Source organism: Pseudomonas guariconensis, assembly GCF_900102675.1.
In the GTDB taxonomy this organism is placed as follows: Bacteria; Pseudomonadota; Gammaproteobacteria; order Pseudomonadales; family Pseudomonadaceae; genus Aquipseudomonas; species Aquipseudomonas guariconensis.
Genome location: NZ_FMYX01000001.1, coordinates 296,737 through 322,697 on the forward strand (window position 1 = coordinate 296,737; position 25,961 = coordinate 322,697).

The window sequence follows — 25,961 nt, forward strand, 5'->3', positions numbered from 1 at the left end:
TTAACCGCGCGGTGCCTGGGCACTGGCGACGTTTTCACGAGCGCCGGCGACGGCCGGTGCTGCCTTGTTGCTGGCTTCCAGGGCCTGGCGCTGGCGGGCCAGGGTGGCAAGGGTCTCTTCGCTGGCCATCGGCGTTTCCTGTGGCGTGACCGGCGAGCCGGGGCGTACGCGCTGCAGGCCCTTGACCACGATGCGGTCATCCTTGCTCAGGCCGCTGCGCACGATCCGCAGGCCTTCGAGCTTGGGCCCAAGTTCCACAGCGCGGTAGGCGGCCTTGTTGTCCTTGTCCATGACCAGTACGAACTTCTTGCCAAGGTCTGTGCCCACGGCCTCGTCGTTGATCAGCACGGCGTCGTACTTGGCGCTGCCGACCAGCTTCAGGCGGGCATACAGGCCGGGAGTGAACCGGCCGTCGCGGTTGTCGAACACCGCGCGGCCACGAATGGTGCCGGTGCGTGGGTTGACCTGGTTGTCGACGAAGTTCATCTGGCCCAGGTGCGGATTGCCGGTCTCGTTGGTCAGGCCCAGGTATACCGGGGTGCTCTGGCCGCGTTGACCGTCGCGGGCCAGCTGGGTGTACTTGAGGTAGACCCGCTCGTCGGCGTCGAAGTAGGCGTAGACCTTGTCGGTGGAAACCACGGAGGTGAGCGGCGTGACGTCTGCGGTGACGATGTTGCCGGCGGTGAACTGGGCGCGGCTGACACGGCCGCTGATCGGCGCGGTCACTCGGGTGAAGCTCAGGTTCAGGCGGGCCAGGTCCAGTTGCGCCTGGATCGCCGCGACGCCGGCGCGAGCCTCGGCGGCGGCGCTGCTGCGCGATTCGGCCAGCTCTGCGGAAATCGCGTTGCTGTCACGCAGGCGTTCACCACGACGGGCTTCGTTCTCGCTACGCAGCGCCGTGGCGCGGGCTTGTTGCAGTTGCGCCTCCAGACGGCGTACCTCGGCCTGGAACGGACGCGGGTCGATCTGGAACAGCAGGTCACCTTTTTGCACCTGGGCGCCTTCGGTGAAAGCCACCAGGTCGATCTGGCCGGAGACTCGCGGACGTACCTCGACGGTTTCCGGCGCTTCCAGGCGACCGGTGAACTCGTCCCATTCGTTGATCGGCTGCTCGATCACCTTGGCCACGCTGACCTTGGGCGCGGCAGGAGCCTGTACAGCCTCCGGAGTACGACCGCACGCGGCGATCACCAGCACTGCCAGGGCAGCGAGGGGAAAGCGCAGGGGTTTGAGTGATTGTTCCATGGAGAACTCCGCCAATGATTGGATAGTGGGCGGATTCTGCGAGTCTTGCGCGCGGGGAACGAATCGAACGGCGCGAAGGTTATTATCAAGCGGAATGATATGTGGCCATGCATCATCGATCAGGACACATGGACGCCAGGCGTCCCGGACGGGTAAGGGCCGGGACGCGGCCCCGGGGTCTCAGGTCTGCGCAGCAAATTGCGCCAACCGCTCCCCATCGAGCCGGTAACGCACCCACTCATTCTGAGGCTCGGCGCCGAGGGACTTGTAGAAACCGATGGCTGGCTCGTTCCAGTCCAGCACGCTCCACTCCATACGCCCGCAGCCTTTGGCCACGGCTTCGCGGGCAATGTGCCGCAAAACTTGCCGCCCGGCGCCGTCGCCGCGTTGTTCGGGCGTGATGTAAAGGTCTTCCAGGTAGATGCCGTTGCGTCCAAGCCAGGTGGAGTAACTGTAGAAGTACACGGCAAAGCCAATGGCCACACCGTCGCGCTCACAGATCAGGCTGTGGACGGTGCTGCCTTCGTCGAACAGGCTGTGTTCGATGTCGGCAACGGTGGCCACCACTTCATGGCGCGCGCGTTCGTATTCGGCAAGCTCAGTGATGAAGGCGAGGATTTGCGCAGCATCGGTACGCACGGCAGGGCGAATGGTCAAGCTCATGTGCAGACGTCCTTGAGGGGGCAGGGCAAGTCGTTTGAAGCCGATACAGTCATGTGTATCGGTGCAATTTGTTGCAACTGTACGGGTCGCGCAGAAAAGCGCTCGGCTAGTGTGACAACACAACAACCCTTTGTGGAAGCCTGCCATGCTTGGATCAGCCGATCTGCTCACCGCCTTCGTGCTCTTTGCCTTCGTTTCATCGATCACCCCAGGGCCGAACAACACCATGCTGCTGGCTTCGGGGGTGAACTTCGGTGTGCGCCGGTCGATCCCTCATGCCCTGGGTATCAGCATTGGCTTCATGGTGATGGTGCTGGGCGTGGGCTTCGGCCTGGGCCAGTTGTTCACTGCCTGGCCGTCGCTGTACAGCATCCTGCGCTACACGGGCGCCGTGTATCTGCTTTACCTGGCCTGGAAGATCGCCACCTCCGGGCCGATCTCCGGCGATGCCGCACACACACGCAAGCCTCTGGGCTTTTGGGGGGCGGCGGCGTTCCAGTGGGTCAACCCCAAGGCCTGGGTGATGGCAGTGGGGGCGATTACCACCTATACGCCGGCCCAGGGCTATGTGCTCAACGTGATCGTCATCGCAGCCTTGTTCGCACTGGTCAATTTGCCCAGCGTCGGGATCTGGGTGATGTTTGGCAGTGCTTTGCGCAACTTCCTGCAGAACCCGCGCTGGCTGATGCTGTTCAATGTCCTGATGGCCTTGCTGCTGGTGATTTCGCTGTACCCGCTGCTATTTGTAGAATCGGCGTTTTCCTGAACCGATGAGTACACAAGGCCGATGCAGTTGATTCCCTGGTCCCACGAAAGCTCCGAAGGTTTCACCTTGCGTGGCTGGCGCTCGCCAGCCAGCGGGCGGCCCTTGTTGCACTTCTTGCACGGCAACGGTTTTTGCTGCCTGGCCTACCAGCCCTTGCTGATGCACTTGGGTGAACACTTCGATCTGTGGCTGAGTGATGTTCAGGGGCATGGCGACAGTGACCACGGCGGGGTGTTTCGTGGGTGGAATCGCAGCGCGGCGCTGGCGGTGGAAGCCTTCGACGCTGGACGCGGCGAATACGGCGACGTGCCCCGCTTCGCGGTCGGGCACAGTTTTGGCGGGGTGCTGACCGGCCTGATTCTGGCCACTGAGCCGCGCCTGTTCGAGCGCGCCGTGCTGCTGGACCCGGTGCTGTTCAGCCGGCGCATGATCGGCGTGATGGGTGCCGCCGCGCTGGTCGGGCTGCACCGTCGTCATGCCCTGGCACGCAAGGCTGCGACCCGCCGCAGCCACTGGCCGGATCGGGAGGCGGCGTTGGCCTCGCTGCAAGGGCGTGGCATTTTCAAAGGCTGGACCGATGCCTCGTTGCACGCCTATGTGGAGCATGCCATCGGTGAATGTGGTGAAGGTGTTGTGCTCAAGTGCCGGCCTAGCCGCGAGGTCGAAATCTTCAGTTCGTTTCCCGAGCGGATGTGGACCCATCTGACGCGGATCCAGACCCCCACCCGCATCCTTTACGGTGAACATACCTATCCCTTCGTACCCCACTCGGTGCAGCGGCTGGCCGCATTGAACCATCAGGTGAGTGCCCAGCAGGTGGCCGGAGGGCACTGCTTCATGCAGGAAGACCCGGCAGCGGCGGCCGAGCAGGTCATGAGTTTCCTGCAAACCCGCTGAGCCGTTCGACAGTCGGTCCGCTTTGAGCGGAGCATCTGATTAATCGCATCCGGTGAGCTCGCGCCGGACGTGGGCCATGAAAGCCCCAGCGCGTTCAGCGTACTGTTTCGCCGAACGCTTGGGGTTTCACCGTCAGCCTACTTCGGGCGTGAAGGCCGGAGTCAGGCCACATCCACCAGGACGATTTCGCTGTCCTCGATCGCAATGACCCGCAGCACGTCTTCTTGCTCGATGGCTACGCCATCACGCGCCTTGGCCCTGAGCCCATTGACCTCGACCAATCCCTTGGCTGGCACCAGGTAGCCCCGGCGGCCGGCGTCGAAGCGGTACTCGGCGGTTTCACCGGCACGCAAGGTGGCGGCCACCAGGCGCGCGTCGGTGCGGATGTGCAGGCTGTCTTCATCGCCGTCCCGGCCACTGGCCAGGGTCACGAAACCTTCGCCGCGCTCGCCTTTGGGGAAGGGCCGGGTACCCCAGGAAGGCGCTTCGCCGACGCGCTCAGGCATGATCCAGATCTGGAAGATCCGAGTGTCGACCTTTTCCAGGTTGTACTCGCTGTGCACGATCCCGGTGCCTGCGCTCATCACCTGAACGTCCCCCGCCTCGGTGCGGCCTTTGTTGCCCAGGCTGTCCTGGTGGGTGATGGCGCCTTCACGTACATAGGTGATGATTTCCATGTCGCGGTGCGGGTGAGGCGGGAAGCCGCTGCCCGCCGCGATCAAGTCATCGTTCCAGACCCGCAGGTTGCCCCAGCTCATGCGTGCTGGGTCGTAGTACTCGGCGAACGAGAAATGATGATGGGCATCGAGCCAGCCGTGGTTGGCGTGGCCGAGGCTTTCGAACGGGCGCAGTTGCAGCATGGTCGTGCTCCTTGAATGGGTGGAATGGCGCCATGATGCGCCAAACAAAGATCGAAAATAAGCGTAAATATCGGCTTGTTTTTATCTATTTATTAGATTCTTTTAGGTGCGCAAATACATGCGATTCATCGCCTAATACCCTGATCTGAAAGCATTCGCTGGCGATTTTTTGCGGATGAGGTGAACATGGCCCGCTGATTCGATCTTCAACGGAGTGACTGTGTCCCACGAGCATCCCCCGGCTCCGGCCGAGCTGACGCCACCCGCCCAACTGCCTTGGTTTCGCCGCTTGGCCGCCCGCCTGTTGGGCCGCGGCCTGACCCGATTGCAGGCACAGCACCGCGACTCCTGGTTCCTGGGCCATGTCACCGGCCAGCGCAGCGGCCATGCCGATGGCCTGCGTGAAGGCTACGAGCGTGGCCGCGTCGAGGGCTATGAGGCGGGGCGCCAGGTGCTGGTGATTCGTGACCTGCGCCCCGAGGCGGCGGCCGTTCCCGGCCAGGACTCCAACCTGTTCGACGACTGGCGTCTCCCACTGACCGCCGAGCTGAAAAAACGCTTCAAGGCCGATGTCGCCCAGCGCCTGCCAGCTTCGGCCCAACCCAGCGCCGCTCAGTGGAAGCTGATCTTCAGCGACACCCCCTCCACTTGTGTGGTGGCCGGCGCCGGCGCGGGCAAGTCCACCTCCCTGGTGCTGCGCATCCTGTTGCTGCGCCATTACCTGGGCTATGAGCTGGACGCCATGACCGTGGTGACCTTCACCCGCGAATCGCGCAAGGATTTCATCAAGCGCCTGGTGCAGGTCTTTGCCCTGTGGCAGCTCGACCTGCAGCCAGCCCAGGCCCGGGAACTGGTGCGCACCTTCCATTCCCGCATCCTGCCGTTGGTGCGCAGCCTGCCAGGCTTCGGCCAACTGCGGGCCTTCGAGACCCTGGGCCAGGAACTGCCCGCAGGTGGCGAAGCCAACGCCGACGGCAACCCGTTCGACCTGCGCCTGAACGATGCCCAGCGCCAACAGCTCAATCTCTGCTACCGGGATCTGTTGCAAGCCAGCCCCCGCTTCGCCGAGCTCATCGGCACGTTGCGCCGGGAGGCATTGCAGCTAAAACCCCTGGACCCCGACCACCCCGATGTGCAGAAGCGCGTACAAGTGACCCAGTTGGCGGCCCAGCGCGACGAAGAACTGTGCGACGTGATCGAGGACCTATGGTTCGCCGCGGGGGCCTGGCCGATCAAAGGCATCGAGCCCTGTCGCGACACGGTGCAGATCCGTGGCAGTCGTTTTCATGTGCATGGCCGTTTGGAAGGGCTGGACGCCTGGGTGGTGCTCGGTTTCGACCCATCCGAAAGTGCCCAGTACCAACGCCCCGGCGCCAAGCTCGGGGTGCGGGCGGAGTGGGCTGTAAAGCGAACGTTGTTTCAAGCTTTCTGCGATAAGCCACTGATATGGCTAGACAATTACACCTCCGCAAAGCGCCTGGCAGCTTCGCTGGCCGGTGATGCGGTAGCGGGCCCCGGCTTTGAGTACAAGGTCAAAGGCGAGCTGGCACCGGCGCCGCTTCTGGATGCGTTCGTCGCAGCCGCCAGCTTCATCGAGAACCTGGGGCTGGAAGTGAACACTGCGGTGGCCGGCATGAGCTTCTCGGCCGATGACAGTGATGCAGCGTTCTTCGAGGCGTTGGCATTGTTCTGGAAAGCCCTGGAGGCGCACCTGCTGGCCCAGTCGCCACCGGTAATGACCTACAACCGTATGTTCGCCCTGTTCGGCGAGAACAATCCGGAGAACTTGCGCCTGTTGCCCGACCCGCTGCTGCGCCCGCTGGCGCACCTGATGATCGACGAGTTCCAGGATGTCTCCCCGCAGATCGTCAGTTGGCTACGGGCGAGCCTGGCCGAGATCCGCCGACGTGGCCCGGCCATGCACCTCGGGCGCAACGCCGGTCACAGTTCATTGATGTGCGTGGGGGACGACTGGCAATCGATCTACGGCTGGCGGGGCAGCTCGCCGAAATACTTCATGGAGTTCACCAAGGCGTTTCCGTCACCGGCCAATACCCGAGTCATGTTGGTGGAGAACTACCGCAGCCAGCAGCACATCATCGATGCCGCCGAGCACTTGGTCAAAGGCGCGCCGGCCATCACCGGCAAGAAGGCCAAGGCCAGTGGTCTGGCCGCCGAGCTGCCGTTGTCGCCGGTCAAAGTCTTCGACCGCGATGAGGCAGCCTTGGCCGAGACCTTGATGGAGCATTACGCGCGCGGCGAAACGGTGATGATGCTGTTTCGAAGAAGTTCGGATAAGTCTTTGATAGAACAGCATTTATCGTCTGTTTATAAAGCTGATTCTAGCTTGCCGCCCGACCAACGTCGGCTGCGCCAGCTCACTTATCACAGCGCTAAAGGGTTGCAGGCCGATGCCGTATTCATGCTCGGCGACTGTCAGTACCTGACCAGCTCGCCGTACAAGAACCAGGCGTACCGCATGGCCGGCCTGGGGCGTGCCGGTGATGCCCAGCCGTTCGACACGGCGCAAAAGGAAGAGGTGCAGCGCCTGGCCTATGTCGCGGTGACCCGCGCGGTCAGGCACTGCTATTGGCACGTGGAAGCCGCCAACGGCGAGTCGGCGGGTGCGCCTCGCGCGTCCGGCCAGGTGGCTGGCCGGCACGCGTTTTTCGAAGACCTCCGCGGTCAATGAGCGTTCGGGTCCTGTTGCTTGGTCAGCTCGAGCAGCAGGGCCTCTTCCTCTTCCCGACGAGCTTTGAGCAGTACACTGGTCGCTTTGAGATGCACGCCCTCGTTGACCGCTACCCGGCGCGGCTGGCCAGCTGCATCCAATGGCTGCTCTGGCAACACGGGCTCCAGCACCTTGATCACGGCCTCGTCCAGAAATTCGACAGGCTCCGCTTCAGAATCCATGCAGTACTCCAGGTAATCCAGGCCTGACTGCCAGCGCTTGGTCAGGGCGTCGAAGTCTTGGGCATAGCGATCTTTGAGAAACCGCTGCCAGCTCGGCTCTGTGGCGATCCAGACCTGCCGCGGCCCGTCGCTTTTTTCGTCCTCCTCGAACCGTTCGACGGCGTTCACCACCTCGTCCGCCGTGTGATCGGAGATCATCGCGGTCTGACGGTAGAGCATCTCGTGGCTAGGCTCTGGAAATTCCAGCCGAGCAGCTACTGCCTGACGCAAGGCCAAGCGTATTTCGATGTCATCGACCAGGCTTTGCCCCAATTGCTCCAGACCGATGTCATCCAGCGGATCGAGGGGAGGAAGTGCTGGGAGAGGCCCCCTCTGCATGGCTGGGAGGTTTTTCCATTCAAGGTATCGCGCCTGACGTTTCAGCCGGGTTGCATAGATACGCGATGCCAGCTTGTTTACTTGGTGGCGCCGGTACAGGCGACCGTAGAAGGTGAACAAGCGTGGCCCGGCAACCTCACCATCGGTGCTTTCGTCATACGCCAAGACTTCTACCTCGAGGGTACTCAGCCCGTCGGTAGCCGCATCGCCGCAGGTGGTCGGGAACTCACTGGCGATCCGATCCAGATGGGCACGCAAGTGTTCATCCTGGCTCGCCGTTTCCAGCAACCCCCAGATTTGCCGGGCCAACCCTTGCGGGCTGGTCCGTGCCTGTGCCGAGCGTCCGGAGCGCTCGATGACCTCACGTAGGTACGGGTAGGCGCCATCCTCGAACATGTGGTTCCACAATTCGCGTTGCGCGTCGGTCGCGTTAGCCAGCCACTGCACCGGCGCGACTTCAGGGGGCACTGCGGGCACGTTCGCCGCCGGGGGCTGAGGTAGCAGCTCGCGTGTTTCCAGAATCCTGACGCCTGCTCCACGCAAGCGCTCGGCCGTCTCTTCGGGGATACCGTTGTCGAAGAAGGTCCAGATGATCAAGCGCCTGCCGGTGCGCAATTCGTTGACGAAGTGGCTTTGCAGGATCCGCTCAAGCGCCGGGAACTCGGTGATGTGATTGTTGCTCAGCTGCAGGTCGCGCAATCGGCAGTCTTGCCGCTCCATCAGTTCGGTCAGGCCGGTCGGCCATTGGGTGAGCAGGCAGTCGTCCAGGTAGAGCCCTTCGAGATTGTGCAGTTCACCCAGCAGCGGGGCGTTTCCCAGTGGATTGTCCGAGAGACTCAGTTCGCGCAGCGATGTCATCTGGCTGAAATGCGCTGCCAAGCCGGGGGTGAGGTCGATGGCGTTGGTGTTGAGTTGCAGTATCTGCAGCGGCAGCCTGGCCAGCATCTGCATGTCGGCAACGCTCAGGGTCAAACCGGCATGGGAGATGTGCAACGTGTGCAGGTGTCGCATGGCGCCCAGTACCTCGCGGGCCGCTGCATCCAGTTGCTGGAGCGGTGTGCGGTTAAGGGCCAGCGCTCGTAGCCCTGGCGCGCTGCGCAGTGCCCGGAACAGGGCGCGTGTGTCCAGTTGCGGGTTATTGGCCAGCTCCAACCGTTGCAGGTTCGGAAAGCTCTGCAGGAAGTCCTCTGGAATCGTCTGCAAATGCACACTGTCCATGGAGAGCTCGGTGATATGGGGAAACGGGACTGGTAACGAAGGCAGGGTATCGAGCACCAGATAGTCCAGATGCAGGTGCTGACCACCCTCGCGGCTCCACGTGCGGTTGAGCAGGCGGCTGAGCCTGCGGCGGTTATCGTATTCATCCTCCGTGCCCGTATCGGTCCAGTTTTGCAGCGTTTCGGCCAGGGTGGTGCGTTGTTCACCCAACACCCTGATTTGCCCCGCAACATCGCCGTGTCGGGCCATGTCTCGGGCCAGCGTACGGATCTGCTCCCGGTTGAGCCCCGGATACAGGCTTTGCAGGTGGGTATGGATAGCGTCCCTGCCGCTTCTTAGCAGGTTGGAAAAACGGAATCTGCCGCTCAGCGGATAGCCCGCCCGCCCGTCGCTCAGGCGCATCGGCGAGCGCCAACGAGGCTTGATCGGTTGCTGGCCTATCAATCGAGCTGCCAGGTTCCGGTCTGCCTGCGCCGCTGCAAGACGTTCATCCGGGCTGGCATCGGGTTGTTCCACCGCCAAGGCGTCAGCCAGGCGCTGGCTGTCGGCGTTGGCCAGGTCTGCCCGATTAAGCCCCAACAAGGCCCGATCCAGCCGCGCACGGGCCTGAAGGCGCCGTGCTTCCTCGGCGATGCGCAACGACACGCGGCCTGCTGCCAGGCGCTGTTTTTCGGTGGCGCTGGCGTTGTCGATGATCGCGTCCAGGGCATCGACGGGTAAGCCACCAAACTGACGGGCCAACACTTGGGCTGGCGCACTCAAGACCGGTTGGCGACTTTTATAGAGGCTTTCGAACATTGACGCGCGCTGGCCCGCCAAATGATTGGCCAGGATCTCGTTGAGGGCCGAGGCGTTTTGTTCGTTCACGTTATGGCCCGACAGCAGCGCGCGGATGGCCTGCGGGGCCATCTGCGATATGACCGTCTGACTGAGTTGGCCCTGTTCCAGCTCGGTGCGCGTAATCTTGATTTGCACCTCGCCAGCGGTTTGTGCAGCGCCATATCGAGTGGCGTTACCGGTTGACTCTGCGCCTTCGAAAGCGAGGATCACATGATCCTCAGGCCAGCCTGCCAATGTGGGCAGGGCCGGAAGCGCATAGTGCTTGTAGGCGGCAAGCGGCTTGGCGTGGCGCACACGGGAAATGACATCGTCAGTCTCCTGGTCGGTGCGCAAACGCTTGAGCGCGTCGATGAGCAGCGCCGGTGGCCGTTGTCCATCGATGTGCACGCGACGCAGCACATCGGCATCGGTACCGGTGGCAGCCATGGCCGTGATCAGGTCGGTATCTTCCAGCCCGTCGGTCACAGGCCCGAGACGACGCATCAGTTGAAGATCGCTCCAGTCCAGCGGTTGTTCCAGGGTCAGACGCCAAGCACCGTGGCCGTTATGGCTCAGGCGCGGACGGTAGGCATCGGTGGAATCGGGTTGGAGCAGGGACCACTCGCCGTGCTCGCTTTGTTCGAGGGCATACATATGGCCTTCTATGCGTACGTAGTGCTTACCGTCCAGCGTATACAGGCCTTGAGCATCGGCAGACAGCTCGGCAGGCAGCTCGACAGGGCTCTGGTAAGCCGTAAGATCAGGGCGCCACAGGCGTTCTTCCCCATCGTGTCGGATCGATTGCAGGGCATCGACGAAGCCCGACGCCTTCAGTGCCTTGAGGCCGGCACCAAGGGTTGCTGCGCTGGCGATGTCGACCGCGATGGATTCCACCTGGGCCAGGGCCTGGGCGGTATCGTCGTCCTCCCAGGCTTCGATGCCATGGAACACGCTGCCCATGATTTGCGCTGCACCGATGGTCATCATGATCGGGTTGAGCAGCGGAACGAACATCGCCGCGACGTTAAGCACGTCCAGCCCCACCGACAGCCAGTGCTCCAGACGCTCCAGGCGCGACTTGGCATCGGCATCGGCGGTGGGGACCGCAATGCTGGCGGCATCGCTCTTGAGTCGGCGTACGTGGTCGCGGTGCAGGGTGACCCAGGGAGCATCGGGCAATGCCACGCGCTCATAGAGGAGCCTGGGCGCCTTCTTGTTCAGCCGGACCTTGCGTCCGAACAAGCGCTTTTGGACGAACAAGGCCTGACGCAGCTTGGTGGTCAACTCGCCCTGCAGGTTGTGAGGGGCGAAGCCGATCATCAAGCGCAACAGGTCAGTGTCCTGCATGCGCTTGGCGAGATCGCTTGCCGCTTGGCTCGCCGACGGATACTCCTGCAAAGGCGCATCCGGTGCGCCGGGAATGTAGACCATGCACGGGTTGGTCCCCTCCACCTGGTCCGGGCCGATCACCAACACTTCGTTCAGGGGCGTCTTGAACAGGTTGACGCGCCAGCATTTCAGAGTGTGGCCTTGGGAGTTCGGCTTGGCGGCGTTCTCGCACAGTTGCATGAGCGCAGCATGCCCTGCGTCGCTCACCTTTTCACGCAGTCGGGCAATCCATGCCTGGACCCGCAGCTCGTCCTGGCTGGCCTGGATGGACAGGCGCTGGATCCAGGCCGAGGCAGGACCGTCATAGAGGGCGCTGAGATGCGTCTGGTACTGCCGACCAAGGTCCAGATCGCGGCAGATCTTGACGAATCCGCCAGCGGTCAGCCCGGCCACGGGGCCTGTCACCGGGCTGGCGTCGGTCTTGCTGCGCTGCAAGGTACTGAAGGGGCCGGCTTCGTCCGCGCTTTCGAAATTGTGCAGCGCCGCTTCCAGCAGGCTGAGCCTGCGCGGCTTGCCCTCGGGGTCGCGTTCATAGCGTGCTGTGTCAGTCTGTGCGGCAACGGCGGCGGTCGTTTCTGTGAGCACCTCGATGATTTGCCTGAACGGCTGGAAGTGGTACTGCGCCTGATCGACGGGCTGATCGATGCCCAAGCGCGCTTCGAGCAGTGGCTTGCAGAAGTCAGTGATGCCCTTGAGTGGCTTCAGCGCATCCTGCAGGGTCCTGCGGCTGGCGTCCCGGCGGTCGATGGCAGTGTTCAGAGCCTGTTGATCCTCGGCGCTGGCTTTGGTGTACCAGGCGTGGGCGCTGCCATCGGCCTGGAGATAGTCCTTGCGCAGCCGGCTCAGCAGGTCGGGCACGCGCTGGGCGGGCAGGGCCTTGCACCAGGTCGGCAAGGAACGAACGATCTGTGCGTGATGGAAGGGGGGCTCGGTGGTCATGGTCAACTCCGTTACAAAGAGCTGCCATTGAGCGGTCTCGGTGCGTGGCGCGGGTGATAACGAGATAACACCCAAGGGGTCGGTGTCGAACACGTTACCGTCGGTCGCGGGCCAGCGAGCCTAGGCTGCCTGCGCCAAGGTAGGTTACCGGCCTGATGCGCGGGTGCCAGGCCAAAGCCAAGGGAGAGAGTTCATGCGTTCGCAGTGCAGTCCCAAGGATCACCTGCTAGACCTCGATGGCGTCGAAATTGCCGTGCGTTGCTGGGGGCCGGAGGACGGCATCCCCGTGCTCGCCTTGCACGGCTGGTTGGACAATGCCGCTTCGTTCGAGCGGCTGGCACCTTTGCTCGATGGGTGCTTCGTGGTGGCGCCGGACCTGGCCGGCCATGGTCGGTCGGATCACCGGCGCGATGACAGCGGCTATTACTTGTGGGAACACGCCGAGGACATGCTGGCCGTTGTCGACAGCCTGGGGCTCGGGCATTTTCATGTGGTGGCCCACGGCATGGGCACCGGCATCGCTTCGCTGCTGGCGGCGCTCACCAGCAGCATCGCCAGCATGATCTTCCTCGATGGCATGGGCGTGCCGTTTACCGTGGCGGCCGATGACCGCGTCCAGCACCTGGCCCGGGCCTACCGTCTCAAGCGTATGGTCCGGCGCAGCCGGCTGCAGGGGTTCGCCGAGCCTGGCGGCTGTCAGTTCGATGACGTGGAGTCGGCGTTGATGCAGCGGCGCAACCGTCTGGACAGTACGTTGTCGAGCGAGGCGGCACGTCTTTTGGCGTTACGCGATCTGCTGCAGGTGGGCGATGGCTACTGCTGGCGCCACGACCCGCGCCTGGTCTTGCCCGAACCGATGCCGTTGACCGAGCATGAGGCCTGTGACTTGCTCCGCCAGATTGCCTGCCCGCTGTACCTGATGCTGGGGCGCCAGGGGGCGTTCGCTGGCGACGGCTTCGAGCAGCGCCAGGGCGCCTTGCCCGAGCATGCCCGGGTCACCTGGCACCCAGGTGGTCATCACTTCCATCTTGAGGCGCCTGACCGAGCGCTGGTCGACCAGATCCTGCGGGTGCTGGCCAGCCACGACAGCGCCCAGTTGCAGCGTCTGGTCAACGAGTAAGCAAAAGGCGGGGCTGTCGGCAGGCGTTGGGATGGGCTATGTTGCCTGGGTACCCTTTCAGGGTCCGCCATATGGAGCAGCGGCATGCCACCTTTCGCCATCCGGCACATCGATCATATCGTCCTGCGGGTCCAGGATCTGGAGCGCAGCATCGCCTTCTACCGCGACCTGCTCGGCTGCCAGGTGAGCCGAACGCGTGAGGATCTAGGAATGGTCCACCTGGCGGCAGGGACTGCGATGATCGACCTGGTGACCCTCGACGGTCCCCTGGGACGCCCGGGCGGGCCGGCGGCGAACGGGCAGGGCAACAACCTTCATCACTTCTGCCTGCGTATCGAGCCGTTCGACGAGCAAGCCCTGACCACCTATCTGCAAGCGGCCGGCGTGACCGTCGAACCTGCGCAGAAGCGCTACGGCGCCGAGGGCGAAGGCCTGTCGCTGTATTGCTTCGACCCGGACGGCAACCAAGTGGAACTCAAGGGGCCGCCGACTTGAACAGGGGGCAGTCGTGCCTCCCAGCGCCTATGAAGAGTACTCAGCTGCGCTAGGCGCTGGCTCAGGTTCAGAACCTCTTCGAAGGAATGACTCTAAGAGGAAACGGCCCTACGAAGAGCACCGCCGTGGTTCGACAGTCGATTGGCTCACCCGCTACCCCAGCTCAAGCGCTGGCCCTGCTGCTTCTGGCCCTGGCGATGATCGTGGTTTCAGGCGTGGCGCCTGCCCACCGCGCCGACTGGCTGATGGAAAACATCGTCCCCTTGGCCTTGCTGCTGGCCCTGGTGTCGGGTTGGCGCTGGCTGCGCCTGTCACCGTCGGCCTATGTTGCGATCGTGCTGTTGTTCGCCATCCATGAACTGGGCGCACATTACACCTATGCCCAGGTGCCCTATGACCGTTGGGCCAAGGCAGTATCGGGCCACTCCCTGGATGCTGCCCTGGGCTGGCAGCGCAATCAGTACGACCGCCTGGTGCACCTGAGCTATGGTCTGCTGTTCTATCGGCCGCTGCGCGAAACCCTGTGGCGCCTCACTGTGCTGCGGGGCGCCTGGCTGGTCGTGCTGACGCTCACTGTGGTGCTGGCCACGTCGGCCCTGTACGAGTTGATCGAATGGGTGGGGGGCCAGTACGTGGGCAAGGACACCGCCCAGGCCTTCGTCGCCACCCAGCGTGACCCGTGGGATGCACAGAAGGACATGGCACTGGCGCTGCTCGGCGCATTGACGAGTAGCGTGCTGGGCGGCCTGTGGCGCGCCTGGCGCGATCGTCGACCGCCGATGCAATGCTGAGGAACATCGCCGGCACTGCTGGCGTCTTCCGGGATATCGGAGCGCGGCCAACAGGAGGTGATCATGTCCGCTCAAGCCAATGCCCGCGAGGCCGCAGACAGCACACTGCTGGAGCTGTTGCGTCGCCATGCCGAGCCGTTGCCGCATATCGATACCCCGATGTTCGGCGCTCTGTTCGACCGATACGCCAATGCCAAGGTGGTGCTCATCGGCGAGTCCAGCCATGGCACGCGGGAGTTCTACCGAACCCGGGCGGCGATCACTCGGCATCTGATCGAGCGGCACGGCTTCAACATCGTGGCCGTGGAGGCCGACTGGCCCGATGCGGGCCAGCTCGATCGCAAGGTCAGGGGGATCGACCCCATGCCGGTCCAGGACCCGGCTTTCGGCCGCTTTCCCAGCTGGATGTGGCGCAACGCCGAGGTGAGCGAATTCATCACCTGGCTGCGCGGCCACAATCACACCCTGCCGCTTGCCGAGCGCACCGAGTTTCGCGGCCTGGACATCTACAGCTTGCGAAATTCGATGGCACAGGTGCTCAGCTACCTGGACCGCACCGATCCCGCGCTGGCCCACCAAGCCCGCCAGCGATATGGCTGTCTCACGCCTTGGCAGGACGACCCGGCCCTGTACGGACATTTTGTCGAGCGCGCAGGCCAGGCCCCCTGTGAGGACGCGGTCGTGCAACAGCTCAACAGCTTGCTCGCCAAGCGTCTGGCAGATGACGGCGAAGCGTTTTTCAGCGCTACCCAGAACGCCCGGGTGGTGCGTGCCGCCGAGCAGTATTACCGCGCCATGTATCGTGGCGGGGCGGCGTCGTGGAACCTGCGGGACAAGCACATGTTCGACACGCTCCAGGCCGTGCTCGCCCATCGGGGTGCCTCGGCCAAGGCCGTGGTCTGGGCGCACAATTCCCATATCGGCAATGCTGCCGCCACGCTGATGGGCTGGCGCGGCGAGTTCAACCTGGGCCAACTGTGTCGCACCGCTCTTGGTCGTGAGGCGGTGCTGATTGGCATGAGCACCGACCGCGGCCAGGTCGCGGCAGCCGATGACTGGGACGGCGAGGTGCGCATCCAGGAGGTGCTGCCTTCGCGGCCGGACAGCTGGGAGCGGCGCTGGCTCGATGCCGGCGTTCCCGCCTCGTTGACCGACTGGCGCGGGGACGGCGCCGAGGCCCTGCGCGACGCGCTGAGCGGGACCTTGCTGGAGCGCGCCATCGGGGTGATCTATCGGCCGCGCACCGAGCGCCAGAGCCACTATTTCGAGGCGGTCCTGGGCGAGCAGTTCGACGCCTTGGTATGGATCGAGCAGACCAACGCCCTGACGCCACTGCCGGTACCAGCCGGTGTCAGCCACGAGGACGATACCTTCCCATTCGGAGTGTGAAGCCATGAAGCCTGATGTTTCTGCGCACGTGTTGTTCAAGGACCGTCGCCAGGCCGGGCGGGCTTTGGCCCAGGCACTTAAACCCCGTCTGCAGGGTCGGCCTCTGGTGCTGGCATTGCCGCGTGGTGGCGTGCCGGTGGCCTTCGAGGTGGCCAAGGCGCTGGGTGCACCGCTCGATGTTGTGCTGGTGCGCAAGATCGGCGCGCCAGGTAATGAAGAGTTTGCCCTTGGCGCGGTGGCCGAGGGCAATCCGCCGTACTGTGTGGCTGACCAGGCGATGATGGCGCTGTTTGGCGCCACGCAGGTCTGGTTCGATGCCGAGCGAGACCGACAGTTGCTGGAAATCGAACGTCGACGGCAGGTGTATTGCGGCGATCGGCGGCCTGAAATCAGCGGACACGAAGTGGTGCTGGTGGACGATGGTATTGCCACCGGCAACACCGCCCGGGCTGCATTGCTCGCCCTGATTGCCGCCGGGCCTTCGCGGTTGCTGTTCGCGGCGCCCGTAGGGGCGCGGGAGGCGCTGGCCATGCTGAGCCCGTTGGTAGATGAGCTGGTCTGTCTGGAAGCGCCCGAGCCGTTTCGCGCGGTGGGTCTTCACTACGAGCAGTTTGATCAGACCCGCGATGAAGAGGTGGTGCGGTTGCTGGCACAGAGCCGGGCATTTGAATCGGCGCCATCTGTTCGCGGGTAAATCGTCTGGGCGAATGCCCTGTGGTCGGTGTGCCATGGCCGCATCGGCAAAGCCGATTATGCTTCAACTGACCTTGTTGCGACCCTTGGCGCTTCGCCTGTCGTGTTTCGCGCAAGTCCTAGGGCCTGGGTGTACGGGATGAGTGCATGAGAGGCACCTGCGGCCTGCAACCTAGAGACGGAGGCAACCCATGGCGGTCATCGACAGCACATCCACAGGCAGCGCGCCCCAGCGTGGCATCACTCGGGAGGAGCGCAAGGTCATCTTCGCTTCATCCCTCGGCACCGTGTTCGAGTGGTACGACTTCTACCTCTACGGCTCCCTGGCGGCGATCATCGCCAAGCACTTCTTCGCCGGGGTCAACGAGACCACTTCCTTCATTTTCGCCTTGCTGGCCTTTGCTGCCGGGTTTGCCGTGCGGCCGTTCGGGGCCATCGTGTTCGGCCGTTTGGGCGACATGATCGGGCGCAAGTACACCTTCCTCATCACCATCGTCATCATGGGCCTGTCCACCGCGGTGGTCGGCGTGCTGCCCGGCTATGCCGCCATCGGCGTGGCGGCGCCGATCATCCTGATCACCCTGCGGCTGTTGCAAGGTCTGGCGTTGGGCGGTGAGTACGGTGGAGCGGCGACCTACGTGGCCGAGCATGCACCCAAGGGTAAACGTGGTTTCTTCACCTCATGGATCCAGACCACCGCAACCTTGGGCCTTTTCCTCTCGTTGCTGGTGATCCTGGCCTGCCGCACGCTGCTGGGTTCGGAGGCCTTCGAGGATTGGGGCTGGCGCATCCCGTTCGTGCTGTCGATCCTGCTGCTGGCGATCTCTGTTTACATCCGCATGCAGCTCAACGAGTCGCCGGTGTTCATGAAGATGAAAGCCGAAGGCAAGGCTTCCAAGGCGCCGCTGACCGAGTCCTTCGCCCGCTGGGACAACCTCAAGGTGGTGATCATGTCGCTGCTCGGCGGCACCGCCGGCCAGGCAGTGGTGTGGTACACCGGGCAGTTCTATGCGCTGTTCTTCTTGCTGCAGATGCTCAAGATCGACCCGCAGACCGCCAATCTGCTGATCGCAGGCTCGCTGTTGATCGGCACGCCGTTCTTCATCCTGTTCGGCAGCCTGTCCGACCGCATCGGGCGCAAGAAAATCATCATGGCCGGCTGCATCATCGCCGCGCTGACCTACTTCCCGATCTTCAAGGCCCTGACCGAGTACGGCAACCCGGACGTGTTCGTCGCTCAGGAGCAGAACCCGGTGGTTGTGGTCGCCGACCCGGACCAGTGTGCATTCCAGTTCGACCCGGTGGGTAAGGCCAAATTCACCAGCTCGTGCGACATCGCCAAGAGCTTGCTGGCCAAGCGGGCCATACCGTACCAGAACGAACGCGCCGAGCCAGGCAGCGTGGCGCAGATCCGCATCGGCGAGCGGGTGATCCCAAGCTTTGACGGCAGGGCGTTGCCCCCGGCGGACTTCAAGGCCCAGAGCGAGCGTTTCACCGCCACCCTCGGCAGTGCGCTCAAAGAAGCGGGCTATCCTGAAAAAGCCGATCCCGCCAAGACCCACTACCCGATGGTGCTGTTGCTGCTGACCTTGCTGGTGATCTACGTGACCATGGTCTACGGGCCGATCGCCGCATGGCTGGTGGAGCTGTTCCCGGCGCGCATCCGTTACACCTCCATGTCGCTGCCGTACCACATCGGTAACGGCTGGTTCGGCGGTTTCCTGCCGACCGTGGCATTTGCGATGGTGGCCGCGACGGGCGATATCTACTACGGGCTGTGGTACCCGATCGTCATTGCGGTGATGACCGCGATACTGGGGACTTTCTTCCTTCCCGAAACCAAGGATCGGGACATTCATCACGCCTGAGTGGCGCAGTCGAAGGGGCGCTATGCGCCCCTTCGCGGGTCAATCGAAACAGCCGCGCAAGGCGAAGCGGTAACCGATATCGACCCCGGTGGCGCTGCCGCGACCGGGGGTTTTCTTCAGCACGAATTCGAAGGCTGGCTCGTACAAGCCGTCGCGCAGCACGGCACCTGCGAGCACCTCCACGTGGTACCAGCCGTTGTCCAGCTCGATGATGGGTCGACCGGGTTGCTGGTAACGTGCGAGCAAATCGCCCAAGGCCTTGGGCGTGAAGTGCTGCAGAATGCGCCAGGTAAACAGCATCAACGAGCGGTTCTGCACCTGAAGCACATAGCCCGGCCGACGGTGCTTGAGGCGGCTGCCGGCGGCGAGCAGGGCGGGGGTGTCGTCGCCCAGGCTGAAGATGATCCGGTAGGGCAGGTTCTCGACCCCGGCCAACGGCAGGACGATGCCCTCGAGCACTGCCTGGTCGCCGCTGTCGCCATGGGTAAAGGCGTGGGCCAGGTCGTCCGGCAGCGCGTGTTCTTCCTTGAAGCGATGAAGCAGCTGGATATCGCCCAGGATGAAGTAGTCGATCAGATCGTTCAGGACTTCGCTGAATTCGTAGCGCATTGGGTTTTCCTTGTTATGGCTGCGCTGGTGAGGGCCGCTGACTGTAGCGCAAGGCCTTGAGGCTGTCTTCAGATAGCCTTCAGATTAGCCGCCGATACTCCCCCCAACGAAACGTCCCCTGGGGGGATTTCCATGAGCGACGCACATTGGCGTGCCTTGTTTCCGCTGGCCATCGGTACTCATGCCGAGCGCGGTACGGCGCACCTGACCCTGAGCCTTGCGGGCGAGCCAGACCGCAACTCGATCGAACATTTCATCCATCAGCGTTTTGCTTCGATCCACCACGCCGATGTCCATCACTATCTGCCTGAGCTGCTCGGGCTGAGCGACAGCCATGGCCGCCTGATCGCCGCTGCGGGCATGCGCCTGGCCGGGGACGGGCCGTTGTTTCTCGAGCGCTACCTGGACGAGCCCGTGGAGCAGGCGGCCTCGCGCCTGGCCGGTGCAGACGTCAACCGGCAACAGGTGGTCGAGGTGGGCAATCTTGCAGCGCTCAGCGCCGGCAGTGCCCGCATCATGATCATCGTCGTGACCTGGCTGCTGGCTGCGCGAGGGCTGGAGTGGGTCGCCTTCACCGGCGCCTCGACGCTGGTCAACAGCTTTCACCGCCTGGGTTTGGTGCCGACGTTGCTGGCCGACGCTGACCCGGACCGGCTCAATGGCGAGCGCGACCATTGGGGCAGTTACTACAACCAGCACCCCCACGTGTTCGCCGGCAACATCGGCCTGGGCCATGACGCGCTGATGCGCGCGGGCGTGTTCCAGCGCCTGGGGTTGCCTGCGGCGTTACAGGAGTCCGGTCATGCCGCATGAATTGCAGGCGTTTCGCGAGGTGCTGAACCTGCATGCCCGTCAGCGCGCAGCGCTGGTCGCGCTGCAAGGGGCCGTAGGCCGTTATGACTATGGCCAGTTGTTGAGCGAGGTCCAGCAGCGCGAGGCCTGGTTGCGCGCTCAGCCGCCAGGTACCTTCGCCCTGGCCCTGGACAACGGGCCCGAGGCAGTGTTCTGGGACCTGGCGGCGCTACTGGCCGAACGCCCGTGCGTGATCGTGCCGCCGTTCTTCACGCCGGCGCAGGTCCGTCACAGCCTCGACGACAGCGGGGTGACCCTGATGCTGGCCGAACCTGACCTTGCACCGACGCTGCAGGCGGCAGGCTTCAATGAGAGAGAGGGCGTCTGGTCCCGCCAGGTGCAGGTGGCCAACGCCCTGCCGGCGGGCACCCTCAAGATCACCTACACCTCCGGCAGCACAGGGGCTCCCAAGGGGGTGTGCCTGGGGGCCGACGCGATGCTGCGGGTGGCCCGTGAACTGGAGGCGGCCAGTCGGCCGTCGGCGCCGAGCACGTACCTGGCGGTGCTGCCCTTGGGTGTGCTGCTGGAAAACCTCGGCCTGTACGCGGCCTTGCTGGCCGGCGCCCGTGTCATGGTCTATCCGCAGGCACACCTGGGCATGCGGGGCGCAGGACAGATCGACTGGAAGCGCTTGCTGGGCAGCATCGCCTTGAGCGGTGCCGAAAGCTTGATCCTGGTACCGCAGCTGCTGCTGGGGCTGGTGAGCGCCATCGAGCATGGCTGGACCCAGGTCGGCCCGCTGCGTTTCGTCGCCGTGGGCGGGGCACGCGTGGCGCAAAGCTTGTTGGCGCGCGCCGAGGCGGTGGGCCTGCCGGTGTTCGAGGGCTACGGGCTGTCTGAATGCGCATCGGTGGTCTGTCTGAACCGTCCGGGGGCACAGCGACCTGGCAGTGTCGGGCGCCCCTTGCCCCATGTGCAGGTGCGTATCGCCGAGGACGGCGAAGTGCTGGTGGCCGGCTCGACCCTGCTGGGCTACCTGGGCGAGCCGCCCTTCACCGGGCAGTGGTGGCCCACGGGCGATATCGGCCACTTCGACGGCGATGGCTATCTGTACCTCGCAGGACGCAAGAAGAACCAGTTCATCACCAGTTTTGGGCGCAACGTCAACCCTGAATGGGTCGAGGCGGAGCTGACCCAGGGTGGGGTGATACTCCAAGCCTTCGTCCATGGCGAGGGCTTGGCCCGCAACGTGGCGCTGCTCTGGCCACTGGACCCGAACATCGGGGACCCGCTGATCGAGCAGGCCGTGGCCCAGTGCAATGCCGGCCTGCCGGACTACGCCCGTGTACACGCCTGGCGACGCCTGCCCGAACCCTTCAGCGCCGCCAGTGCCACCCTGACCGCCAATGGCCGTCCGCGCCGGGACCAGATCCTGCAGCGCTACCACGGCTTGTTATCCGCGATTGCTGACTCATGAGGCCTGTCATGTCCTTCTTTGAAACCCTCCAAGCACGAACCACCCAGGAACGCGGCGCCCTGTTCAGCGTGCCTGTCATTCGCGATGCACTCGCCGGTACCGTCAGTCTGGAGGGTTACGTGGCTTTCCTGACCCAGGCCTATCACCACGTGCGCCATACCGTGCCGCTGATGATGGCCTGCGGCGCACGACTGCCCGTGCGCCTGGAATGGCTGCGCGGTGCGGTGTGCGAATACATCGATGAAGAATACGGCCACGAGCGTTGGATCCTAGATGACATCGCGGCCTGCGGCGGTGCCCCCGACCAAGTGCGCAACAGCCGCCCGGCGCTGCCGATCGAACTGATGGTGGCGTTTCTCTATGACACCATCGCCCGGGGCAACCCGGTGGGGCTGTTCGGCATGGTCAACGTGCTCGAAGGCACCAGCATTGCCCTGGCCACCCAGGCTGCAGGCACCATCCAGAGCAGCCTTGGTCTGCCGGACAAGGCTTTCAGCTACCTCAGTTCCCACGGCGCGCTGGACCAGGACCACATGGTCACCTACCGCGGCCTGATGGATCGTCTGGACCAACCCGAAGACCAGGAGGCGGTGATCCACGCCGCCCAAGTGGTGTACCGGCTGTACACCGAGATGTTCCAGGGCCTGCCGCGTGCCACCGGGCAAGAGGTGCGCCATGCGTCTGTCTGAATGCTCGGCGGTACTGACCGGGGCCAGCGGTGGCATTGGCCTTGAGCTGGCGAGCCAGCTGTGCGCGGCCGGAGCCAGGGTGCTGGCGGTCAGCCGGCACATGGGCCCGCTGGCGGGGCTGATGAACCGCTACCCCCAGCAGTTGCGTTGGCAATCGGCCGATCTGCGCAGCCCGGCCGGGCGCCAGGCCGTGATCGCTGCGGCACGCGCCCACGGCGGGGCCAATCTGCTGATCAATGCCGCCGGCGTCAATCGTTTCGCGCTGTTCGAGCAACTCGACGAGGCAGCCCTGGATGACCTGATCGACCTCAACATCAAGGCCACCCTGCAGCTGACCTGCGGGTTGCTGCCACTGCTGCGCGAGCAACCCCGGGCGTTAGTGGTGAACGTCGGCTCCATCTACGGCTCGATCGGCTACCCCGGCTATGCCACCTACAGTGCCAGCAAGTTCGCCTTGCGCGGGTTCTCCGAAGCCCTGCGCCGGGAGCTTGCCGACACCTCGGTGAACGTGCTGTACGCCGCACCCCGGGCGACCCGAACCAGCATGAACAGCAGCGCCGCCACCGCTTTGAACCAAGCGCTCAAGGTCGGGATGGATGACCCAGGCGACGTCGCCAAGGCCGTACTCGACGCCGTGCAGGCCGAGCGTAGCGAGTTGTACCTGGGCTGGCCGGAAAAACTCTTCGTGCGCCTCAACGGCATGCTGCCCGGCATAGTCGACCGGGCGCTGCGCAAGCAGTTGCCGTTGATCCGCCGCTACAGCGATGCCAACAGCAAGGAGTCGAACAAATGAGATACCTGATCCTCGCCGGCCTGCTGGCCGTCGCCCCCTTCACCTGGGCCCTGGACCAGGCGGGTACCCAGCGTCTGACGGATGTCCAGCAGCGCTGGGCGCAGATCCAGTACACATTGCCCAAGGCCCAGCGCGCCGATGCGCTGGAAAAACTCGCCGCTGACAGCGGTGCGTTCGCGCGCCAATACCCAAGCTCGCCTGAGGCGCTGATCTGGGACGGCATCGTCAACAGCAGTTGGGCTGGCGCCACGGGCGGTCTGGGGGCGCTGGGCAAGGTCAAGGCTGCCCGCGCCAGTCTGGAAAAGGCCATCGCCATGGACCCGGCCGCCCTCCAGGGCTCGGCCTATACCAGCCTTGGGGCGTTGTACGACCAGGTGCCGGGCTGGCCCATCGGGTTCGGTGACAGCGACAAGGCCGAGGCGATGCTGCGCAAGGCACTGGCGCTCAACCCCGAAGGGATCGACAGCAATTACTTCTGGGCCGACCATCTGGTGCGCGAAGGCCACTATGCCCAGGCCAGAGCGGCCTTGCTCAAGGCACGTCAGGCACCGGCCCGACCCGGACGGGAGCTGGCGGACCAGGGCCGGCGTCAGGAAATCGATGCTTTACTCAAGAGCATCCAAGACAAACAGGACTGAACATGCGGCTGCTGCTGGTGGAGGATGACAGGGCATTGGGGGAGGGGATTTGCGACGGCTTGCGCCAGGAGGGCTATACGCTCGACTGGTTGCAGGACGGCATCAACGCGCTGCACGCCCTGCGCCATGAGCCTTTTGACCTGGTGGTGCTGGATCTGGGGTTGCCGCGCCTGGATGGCGTCGAACTGCTTCGGCGTGTGCGCTTGGACGGCAATGCGGTGCCGGTGTTGATCCTCACGGCGCGTGATGCCACCGAAGACCGGATCGCAGGGCTGGACGCCGGCGCCGACGACTACCTGATCAAGCCGTTCGATCTCAACGAGCTCAAGGCCCGTCTGCGCGCCTTGTTGCGCCGCAGTGCCGGCCGGGCCCGGCTGGTGATCGAACATGCCGGGGTCGCGCTGGACCCGGCGACTCAGCAGGTCAGTTACAACGGCCAACCGGTGGTGCTCACGCCCAACGAGTACCGGCTGCTGCACGAGTTGCTGGCCCAGCCGGGCAAGGTATTCACCCGCGAGCGCTTGACCCAGCTGCTGTATGGCTGGGGTGAAGAACCGGAGAGCAATACCCTGGAAGTGCACATCTATCACCTACGCAAAAAGCTGTTCAACGGGCTGATCCGTACCGTGCGTGGCATCGGCTACCTGGTGGAAGGCAAGCCATGAGTTCGCTGCGTCGACGCACCTTATGGCGGGTCATGCTGGTGCTGGTGCTCGGCAGTGCTTTGCTGGCCCTGTACAACTATCACGACAGTCGCCACGAAATTGCCGAGGTCTATGACGCCCATCTGGCACAGAACGCCCGGCTGCTGCAGGGCGTGTTGAGCCTGCCACTGCACGAGCAGCACCGCGAAGACCTCTATCAAGCCTTGGACGTTGCCTTGGGCAAGGCCGGGCGGCGCGGGGTCGGGCACCCCTACGAGAGCAAGCTTGCGTTTCAGGTCTGGCGCGACGATGGCCCGTTGCTGGTGCGTACACCGAGCGCGCCAGCATTCGTCACGCCGCCGGCCACGCCAGGGTTTTCCGATGTGGTGGTGGATGGACGGCAATGGCGCAGTTTTGTCCTGCCGGTGCCCGACCAGCACTGGATCATCTGGGTGGGGGAGCGTAGCGATGTGCGCGCCGACCTGGTCGGGCGGATCGTACGCCACACCCTCCTGCCGTTTCTGTTGGGCAGCCTGGCACTGGCGCTGTTGGTATGGTTGGCCATCGGTCGCGGCCTGATGCCGCTGCAGAACATGGCCCAGGTCATCCGCGGGCGGCACGCCGAATCCCTGGCGCCGCTGCAACTGGTGCCGTTGCCGCGCGAGCTTGAGCCGATGCAGGCGGCCATCAACCGGCTGCTGGCACAGATCGAGCAGTTGCTGCGCCGCGAGCACCGCTTCATCGCCGATGCCGCCCACGAAATGCGTACGCCCTTGGCGATCCTGCGCCTGCATGCGCAGAACGCCCAGACCGCCACCTCCGAGGAGGAACGGCAAAAGGCCTTGGGCTTTTTGATTGCAGGTGTCGATAGGCTTGGCCGGGTGGTCAACCAGTTGCTGACCCTGGCACGGTTGGAACCGCGCCTGGCGCAGCACAACCGGGAGGTGATCGATCTGGAGGAACTGGTGACCGAGCATCTGGCCGAGCTGACGCCATGGATTCTCGAGCAGGGCCAGGAGCCTTCGCTGGACATCGCCCCCGGTGACTATCACCTGGCAACCGATGCCAGCGCCTTGGCCATCGCTCTGCAGAACCTGTTGACCAATGCGGTGAACCATTCCCCGCCTGGCGGCCGGATCCGCGTGTCGCTGGCGCAGGTCGAAGAACAGGTACTGCTCTGCGTGGAGGATGAAGGGCCCGGAATCGACGAAGCGGACCTCGAGCGGGTGTTCGAACGCTTCTACAGCAAGGATTCCGCCAATGGCGCGGGGTTGGGGTTGTCGATCGTCAGCATGATCGCCAAGCGCCTGGGTGGCAGCGTGCAGCTGTGCAACGTTGCCCCCCATGGGCTGCGGGCGACCGTGCGCCTGGAGGCCGGCACGTCTCAGTGACGCTGGGCGATCTGGATCAGGTTGCCACAGGTGTCGTCGAACACGGCCACGGTCACCGGGCCCATGGCGGTCGGCGGTTGGGTGAAGCGCACCCCGGCTGCGCACAGGCGGGTGTACTCGGCCTGGATATCGCGCACCCCGAAAGACGTGGCCGGGATGCCATCCTGCTTGAGGGCGGTCTTGTAGGTCTTGGCGGCGGGATGGGCATCGGGTTCGAGTAGCAACTCCACACCGTTGGGGTCGTTGGGCGAGGTGAGGGTCAGCCAGCGGTGCTGGCCCATGGGAATGTCATGCTTGGGTTCGAACCCCAGCACATAGTGGTAGAAGGCAAGGGCCTTGGCTTGGTCGTCGACCAGAATGCTGGTGATCACGATCTTCATAGGCGTGCGTCCGTTCTGCGGGCAGTTACCTGCAAGTAAAGACGCTCTGGACACGTTCACCACTCCCTGTATGGGTGAGCCCAGTATTGCATCCAGGTGCTGCGG

Annotated in this window: 22 protein-coding genes and 1 pseudogene; 17 read left to right on the plus strand and 6 right to left on the minus strand. The window is 64.1% G+C overall.

The window, feature by feature from the left end:
- Together mexE and BLS27_RS01330 are read right to left on the minus strand one after the other, a co-directional pair.
- Positions 1–1,245, minus strand: a complete 1,245-nt coding sequence (gene mexE / locus BLS27_RS01325) for a multidrug efflux RND transporter periplasmic adaptor subunit MexE (protein WP_043214066.1) — start codon at positions 1,243–1,245, stop codon at positions 1–3.
- A gap of 180 nt (positions 1,246–1,425) precedes the next feature.
- Positions 1,426–1,908, minus strand: a complete 483-nt coding sequence (locus BLS27_RS01330) for a GNAT family N-acetyltransferase (RefSeq protein WP_090342542.1) — start codon at positions 1,906–1,908, stop codon at positions 1,426–1,428.
- Positions 1,909–2,053: 145 nt separating this feature from the next.
- Between BLS27_RS01330 and BLS27_RS01335 the strand changes: the two genes are divergently transcribed.
- The 3 genes and pseudogenes from BLS27_RS01335 to BLS27_RS24120 form a co-directional block, all read left to right on the plus strand.
- Positions 2,054–2,674, plus strand: coding sequence for a LysE family translocator (locus tag BLS27_RS01335; RefSeq protein WP_090342545.1), 621 nt, complete (start codon positions 2,054–2,056; stop codon positions 2,672–2,674).
- Positions 2,675–2,695: 21 nt separating this feature from the next.
- Positions 2,696–3,571, plus strand: a complete 876-nt coding sequence (locus tag BLS27_RS01340) for an alpha/beta fold hydrolase (protein WP_043214059.1) — start codon at positions 2,696–2,698, stop codon at positions 3,569–3,571.
- Positions 3,572–3,625: 54 nt separating this feature from the next.
- Positions 3,626–3,721: pseudogene (locus tag BLS27_RS24120) on the plus strand (helix-turn-helix domain-containing protein); the annotation flags it as partial.
- Between the two features lie 11 nt (positions 3,722–3,732).
- On the opposite strand, the gene BLS27_RS01345 reads toward BLS27_RS24120, so the two are convergent.
- Positions 3,733–4,431, minus strand: coding sequence for a pirin family protein (locus BLS27_RS01345; RefSeq protein WP_043214056.1), 699 nt, complete (start codon positions 4,429–4,431; stop codon positions 3,733–3,735).
- 220 nt (positions 4,432–4,651) lie between these two features.
- On the opposite strand from BLS27_RS01345, the gene BLS27_RS01350 reads away from it, so the two are divergent.
- Positions 4,652–7,123, plus strand: coding sequence for a UvrD-helicase domain-containing protein (locus BLS27_RS01350; RefSeq protein ID WP_090342547.1), 2,472 nt, complete (start codon positions 4,652–4,654; stop codon positions 7,121–7,123).
- Here the strand turns inward: BLS27_RS01350 and BLS27_RS01355 are convergent.
- Positions 7,117–12,087, minus strand: a complete 4,971-nt coding sequence (locus BLS27_RS01355) for a dermonecrotic toxin domain-containing protein (protein WP_090342550.1) — start codon at positions 12,085–12,087, stop codon at positions 7,117–7,119. The genes BLS27_RS01350 and BLS27_RS01355 overlap by 7 nt on opposite strands.
- Positions 12,088–12,280: 193 nt before the next feature.
- Between BLS27_RS01355 and BLS27_RS01360 the strand changes: the two genes are divergently transcribed.
- From BLS27_RS01360 to BLS27_RS01385, 6 genes are all read left to right on the plus strand, one after another.
- Entirely contained in the window at positions 12,281–13,207 is a 927-nt protein-coding gene (locus BLS27_RS01360) for an alpha/beta fold hydrolase (RefSeq protein WP_090342554.1), read from the plus strand.
- Between the two features lie 84 nt (positions 13,208–13,291).
- The gene (locus tag BLS27_RS01365) at positions 13,292–13,702 is read left to right on the plus strand and encodes a VOC family protein (protein WP_090342558.1); all 411 of its coding nucleotides are present in this window, start codon (positions 13,292–13,294) and stop codon (positions 13,700–13,702) included.
- A 125-nt stretch (positions 13,703–13,827) separates the two neighbouring features.
- Positions 13,828–14,493, plus strand: coding sequence for a DUF2238 domain-containing protein (locus BLS27_RS01370; RefSeq protein WP_232092024.1), 666 nt, complete (start codon positions 13,828–13,830; stop codon positions 14,491–14,493).
- Positions 14,494–14,556: 63 nt separating this feature from the next.
- Entirely contained in the window at positions 14,557–15,882 is a 1,326-nt protein-coding gene (locus BLS27_RS01375) for an erythromycin esterase family protein (protein ID WP_090342565.1), read from the plus strand.
- Between the two features lie 4 nt (positions 15,883–15,886).
- A complete protein-coding gene (locus BLS27_RS01380) occupies positions 15,887–16,576 on the plus strand; it encodes a phosphoribosyltransferase (protein ID WP_090342568.1) in 690 nt (229 codons plus the stop codon).
- A 190-nt stretch (positions 16,577–16,766) separates the two neighbouring features.
- Entirely contained in the window at positions 16,767–18,443 is a 1,677-nt protein-coding gene (locus BLS27_RS01385) for an MFS transporter (RefSeq protein WP_043214043.1), read from the plus strand.
- Between the two features lie 39 nt (positions 18,444–18,482).
- Here BLS27_RS01385 and BLS27_RS01390 read toward each other — a convergent pair whose 3' ends face one another.
- Positions 18,483–19,052: a hypothetical protein gene (locus tag BLS27_RS01390; RefSeq protein ID WP_043214041.1), complete on the minus strand. Its 570-nt coding sequence runs from the start codon at positions 19,050–19,052 to the stop codon at positions 18,483–18,485.
- A 132-nt stretch (positions 19,053–19,184) separates the two neighbouring features.
- Here BLS27_RS01390 and BLS27_RS01395 point away from each other — a divergent pair, with 132 nt between their 5' ends.
- Genes BLS27_RS01395 through BLS27_RS01425 form a run of 7 tightly spaced genes read left to right on the plus strand, consistent with a single transcriptional unit; the run spans position 19,185 to position 25,476 of the window.
- Positions 19,185–19,865 carry a thermostable hemolysin gene (locus BLS27_RS01395; protein WP_090342572.1) on the plus strand — a complete coding sequence of 227 codons (681 nt, stop codon included), beginning with the start codon at positions 19,185–19,187 and terminating at the stop codon, positions 19,863–19,865.
- Positions 19,855–21,321 carry an AMP-binding protein gene (locus BLS27_RS01400; protein ID WP_090342576.1) on the plus strand — a complete coding sequence of 489 codons (1,467 nt, stop codon included), beginning with the start codon at positions 19,855–19,857 and terminating at the stop codon, positions 21,319–21,321. Before BLS27_RS01395 ends, BLS27_RS01400 begins: the two co-directional genes overlap by 11 nt.
- A gap of 8 nt (positions 21,322–21,329) precedes the next feature.
- Positions 21,330–22,010, plus strand: a complete 681-nt coding sequence (locus BLS27_RS01405; RefSeq protein ID WP_090342580.1) for an iron-containing redox enzyme family protein — start codon at positions 21,330–21,332, stop codon at positions 22,008–22,010.
- Positions 21,997–22,803, plus strand: a complete 807-nt coding sequence (locus BLS27_RS01410) for an SDR family oxidoreductase (protein WP_043214031.1) — start codon at positions 21,997–21,999, stop codon at positions 22,801–22,803. The genes BLS27_RS01405 and BLS27_RS01410 overlap by 14 nt, the downstream gene beginning before the upstream one ends.
- Positions 22,800–23,441 (plus strand): tetratricopeptide repeat protein, encoded by a 642-nt coding sequence (locus BLS27_RS01415; protein WP_090342585.1) that lies wholly within the window; start codon positions 22,800–22,802, stop codon positions 23,439–23,441. Before BLS27_RS01410 ends, BLS27_RS01415 begins: the two co-directional genes overlap by 4 nt.
- A 2-nt stretch (positions 23,442–23,443) precedes the next feature.
- The gene (locus BLS27_RS01420) at positions 23,444–24,106 is read left to right on the plus strand and encodes a response regulator (protein ID WP_043214027.1); all 663 of its coding nucleotides are present in this window, start codon (positions 23,444–23,446) and stop codon (positions 24,104–24,106) included.
- On the plus strand, positions 24,103–25,476 hold the full coding sequence (locus BLS27_RS01425) for a sensor histidine kinase (RefSeq protein WP_090342588.1): 1,374 nt from the start codon (positions 24,103–24,105) through the stop codon (positions 25,474–25,476). Before BLS27_RS01420 ends, BLS27_RS01425 begins: the two co-directional genes overlap by 4 nt.
- Here the strand turns inward: BLS27_RS01425 and BLS27_RS01430 are convergent.
- Positions 25,470–25,856 (minus strand): VOC family protein, encoded by a 387-nt coding sequence (locus BLS27_RS01430; RefSeq protein WP_043215929.1) that lies wholly within the window; start codon positions 25,854–25,856, stop codon positions 25,470–25,472. The two genes, BLS27_RS01425 and BLS27_RS01430, sit on opposite strands and share 7 nt — an antisense overlap.
- Positions 25,857–25,961: the final 105 nt, after the last annotated feature.

Excerpts from the sequence above, each read along its gene's own strand:
- mexE (WP_043214066.1), bottom strand. The coding sequence starts at position 1,245 with ATGGAACAATCACTCAAACCCCTGCGCTTTCCCCTCGCTGCCCTGGCA.
- BLS27_RS01330 (WP_090342542.1), bottom strand. The coding sequence starts at position 1,908 with ATGAGCTTGACCATTCGCCCTGCCGTGCGTACCGATGCTGCGCAAATC.
- BLS27_RS01335 (WP_090342545.1), top strand. The coding sequence starts at position 2,054 with ATGCTTGGATCAGCCGATCTGCTCACCGCCTTCGTGCTCTTTGCCTTC.
- BLS27_RS01340 (WP_043214059.1), top strand. The coding sequence starts at position 2,696 with ATGCAGTTGATTCCCTGGTCCCACGAAAGCTCCGAAGGTTTCACCTTG.
- BLS27_RS01345 (WP_043214056.1), bottom strand. The coding sequence starts at position 4,431 with ATGCTGCAACTGCGCCCGTTCGAAAGCCTCGGCCACGCCAACCACGGC.
- BLS27_RS01355 (WP_090342550.1), bottom strand. The coding sequence starts at position 12,087 with ATGACCACCGAGCCCCCCTTCCATCACGCACAGATCGTTCGTTCCTTG.
- BLS27_RS01360 (WP_090342554.1), top strand. The coding sequence starts at position 12,281 with ATGCGTTCGCAGTGCAGTCCCAAGGATCACCTGCTAGACCTCGATGGC.
- BLS27_RS01365 (WP_090342558.1), top strand. The coding sequence starts at position 13,292 with ATGCCACCTTTCGCCATCCGGCACATCGATCATATCGTCCTGCGGGTC.
- BLS27_RS01375 (WP_090342565.1), top strand. The coding sequence starts at position 14,557 with ATGTCCGCTCAAGCCAATGCCCGCGAGGCCGCAGACAGCACACTGCTG.
- BLS27_RS01380 (WP_090342568.1), top strand. The coding sequence starts at position 15,887 with ATGAAGCCTGATGTTTCTGCGCACGTGTTGTTCAAGGACCGTCGCCAG.
- BLS27_RS01385 (WP_043214043.1), top strand. The coding sequence starts at position 16,767 with ATGGCGGTCATCGACAGCACATCCACAGGCAGCGCGCCCCAGCGTGGC.
- BLS27_RS01390 (WP_043214041.1), bottom strand. The coding sequence starts at position 19,052 with ATGCGCTACGAATTCAGCGAAGTCCTGAACGATCTGATCGACTACTTC.
- BLS27_RS01395 (WP_090342572.1), top strand. The coding sequence starts at position 19,185 with ATGAGCGACGCACATTGGCGTGCCTTGTTTCCGCTGGCCATCGGTACT.
- BLS27_RS01400 (WP_090342576.1), top strand. The coding sequence starts at position 19,855 with ATGCCGCATGAATTGCAGGCGTTTCGCGAGGTGCTGAACCTGCATGCC.
- BLS27_RS01405 (WP_090342580.1), top strand. The coding sequence starts at position 21,330 with ATGTCCTTCTTTGAAACCCTCCAAGCACGAACCACCCAGGAACGCGGC.
- BLS27_RS01410 (WP_043214031.1), top strand. The coding sequence starts at position 21,997 with ATGCGTCTGTCTGAATGCTCGGCGGTACTGACCGGGGCCAGCGGTGGC.
- BLS27_RS01415 (WP_090342585.1), top strand. The coding sequence starts at position 22,800 with ATGAGATACCTGATCCTCGCCGGCCTGCTGGCCGTCGCCCCCTTCACC.
- BLS27_RS01420 (WP_043214027.1), top strand. The coding sequence starts at position 23,444 with ATGCGGCTGCTGCTGGTGGAGGATGACAGGGCATTGGGGGAGGGGATT.
- BLS27_RS01425 (WP_090342588.1), top strand. The coding sequence starts at position 24,103 with ATGAGTTCGCTGCGTCGACGCACCTTATGGCGGGTCATGCTGGTGCTG.
- BLS27_RS01430 (WP_043215929.1), bottom strand. The coding sequence starts at position 25,856 with ATGAAGATCGTGATCACCAGCATTCTGGTCGACGACCAAGCCAAGGCC.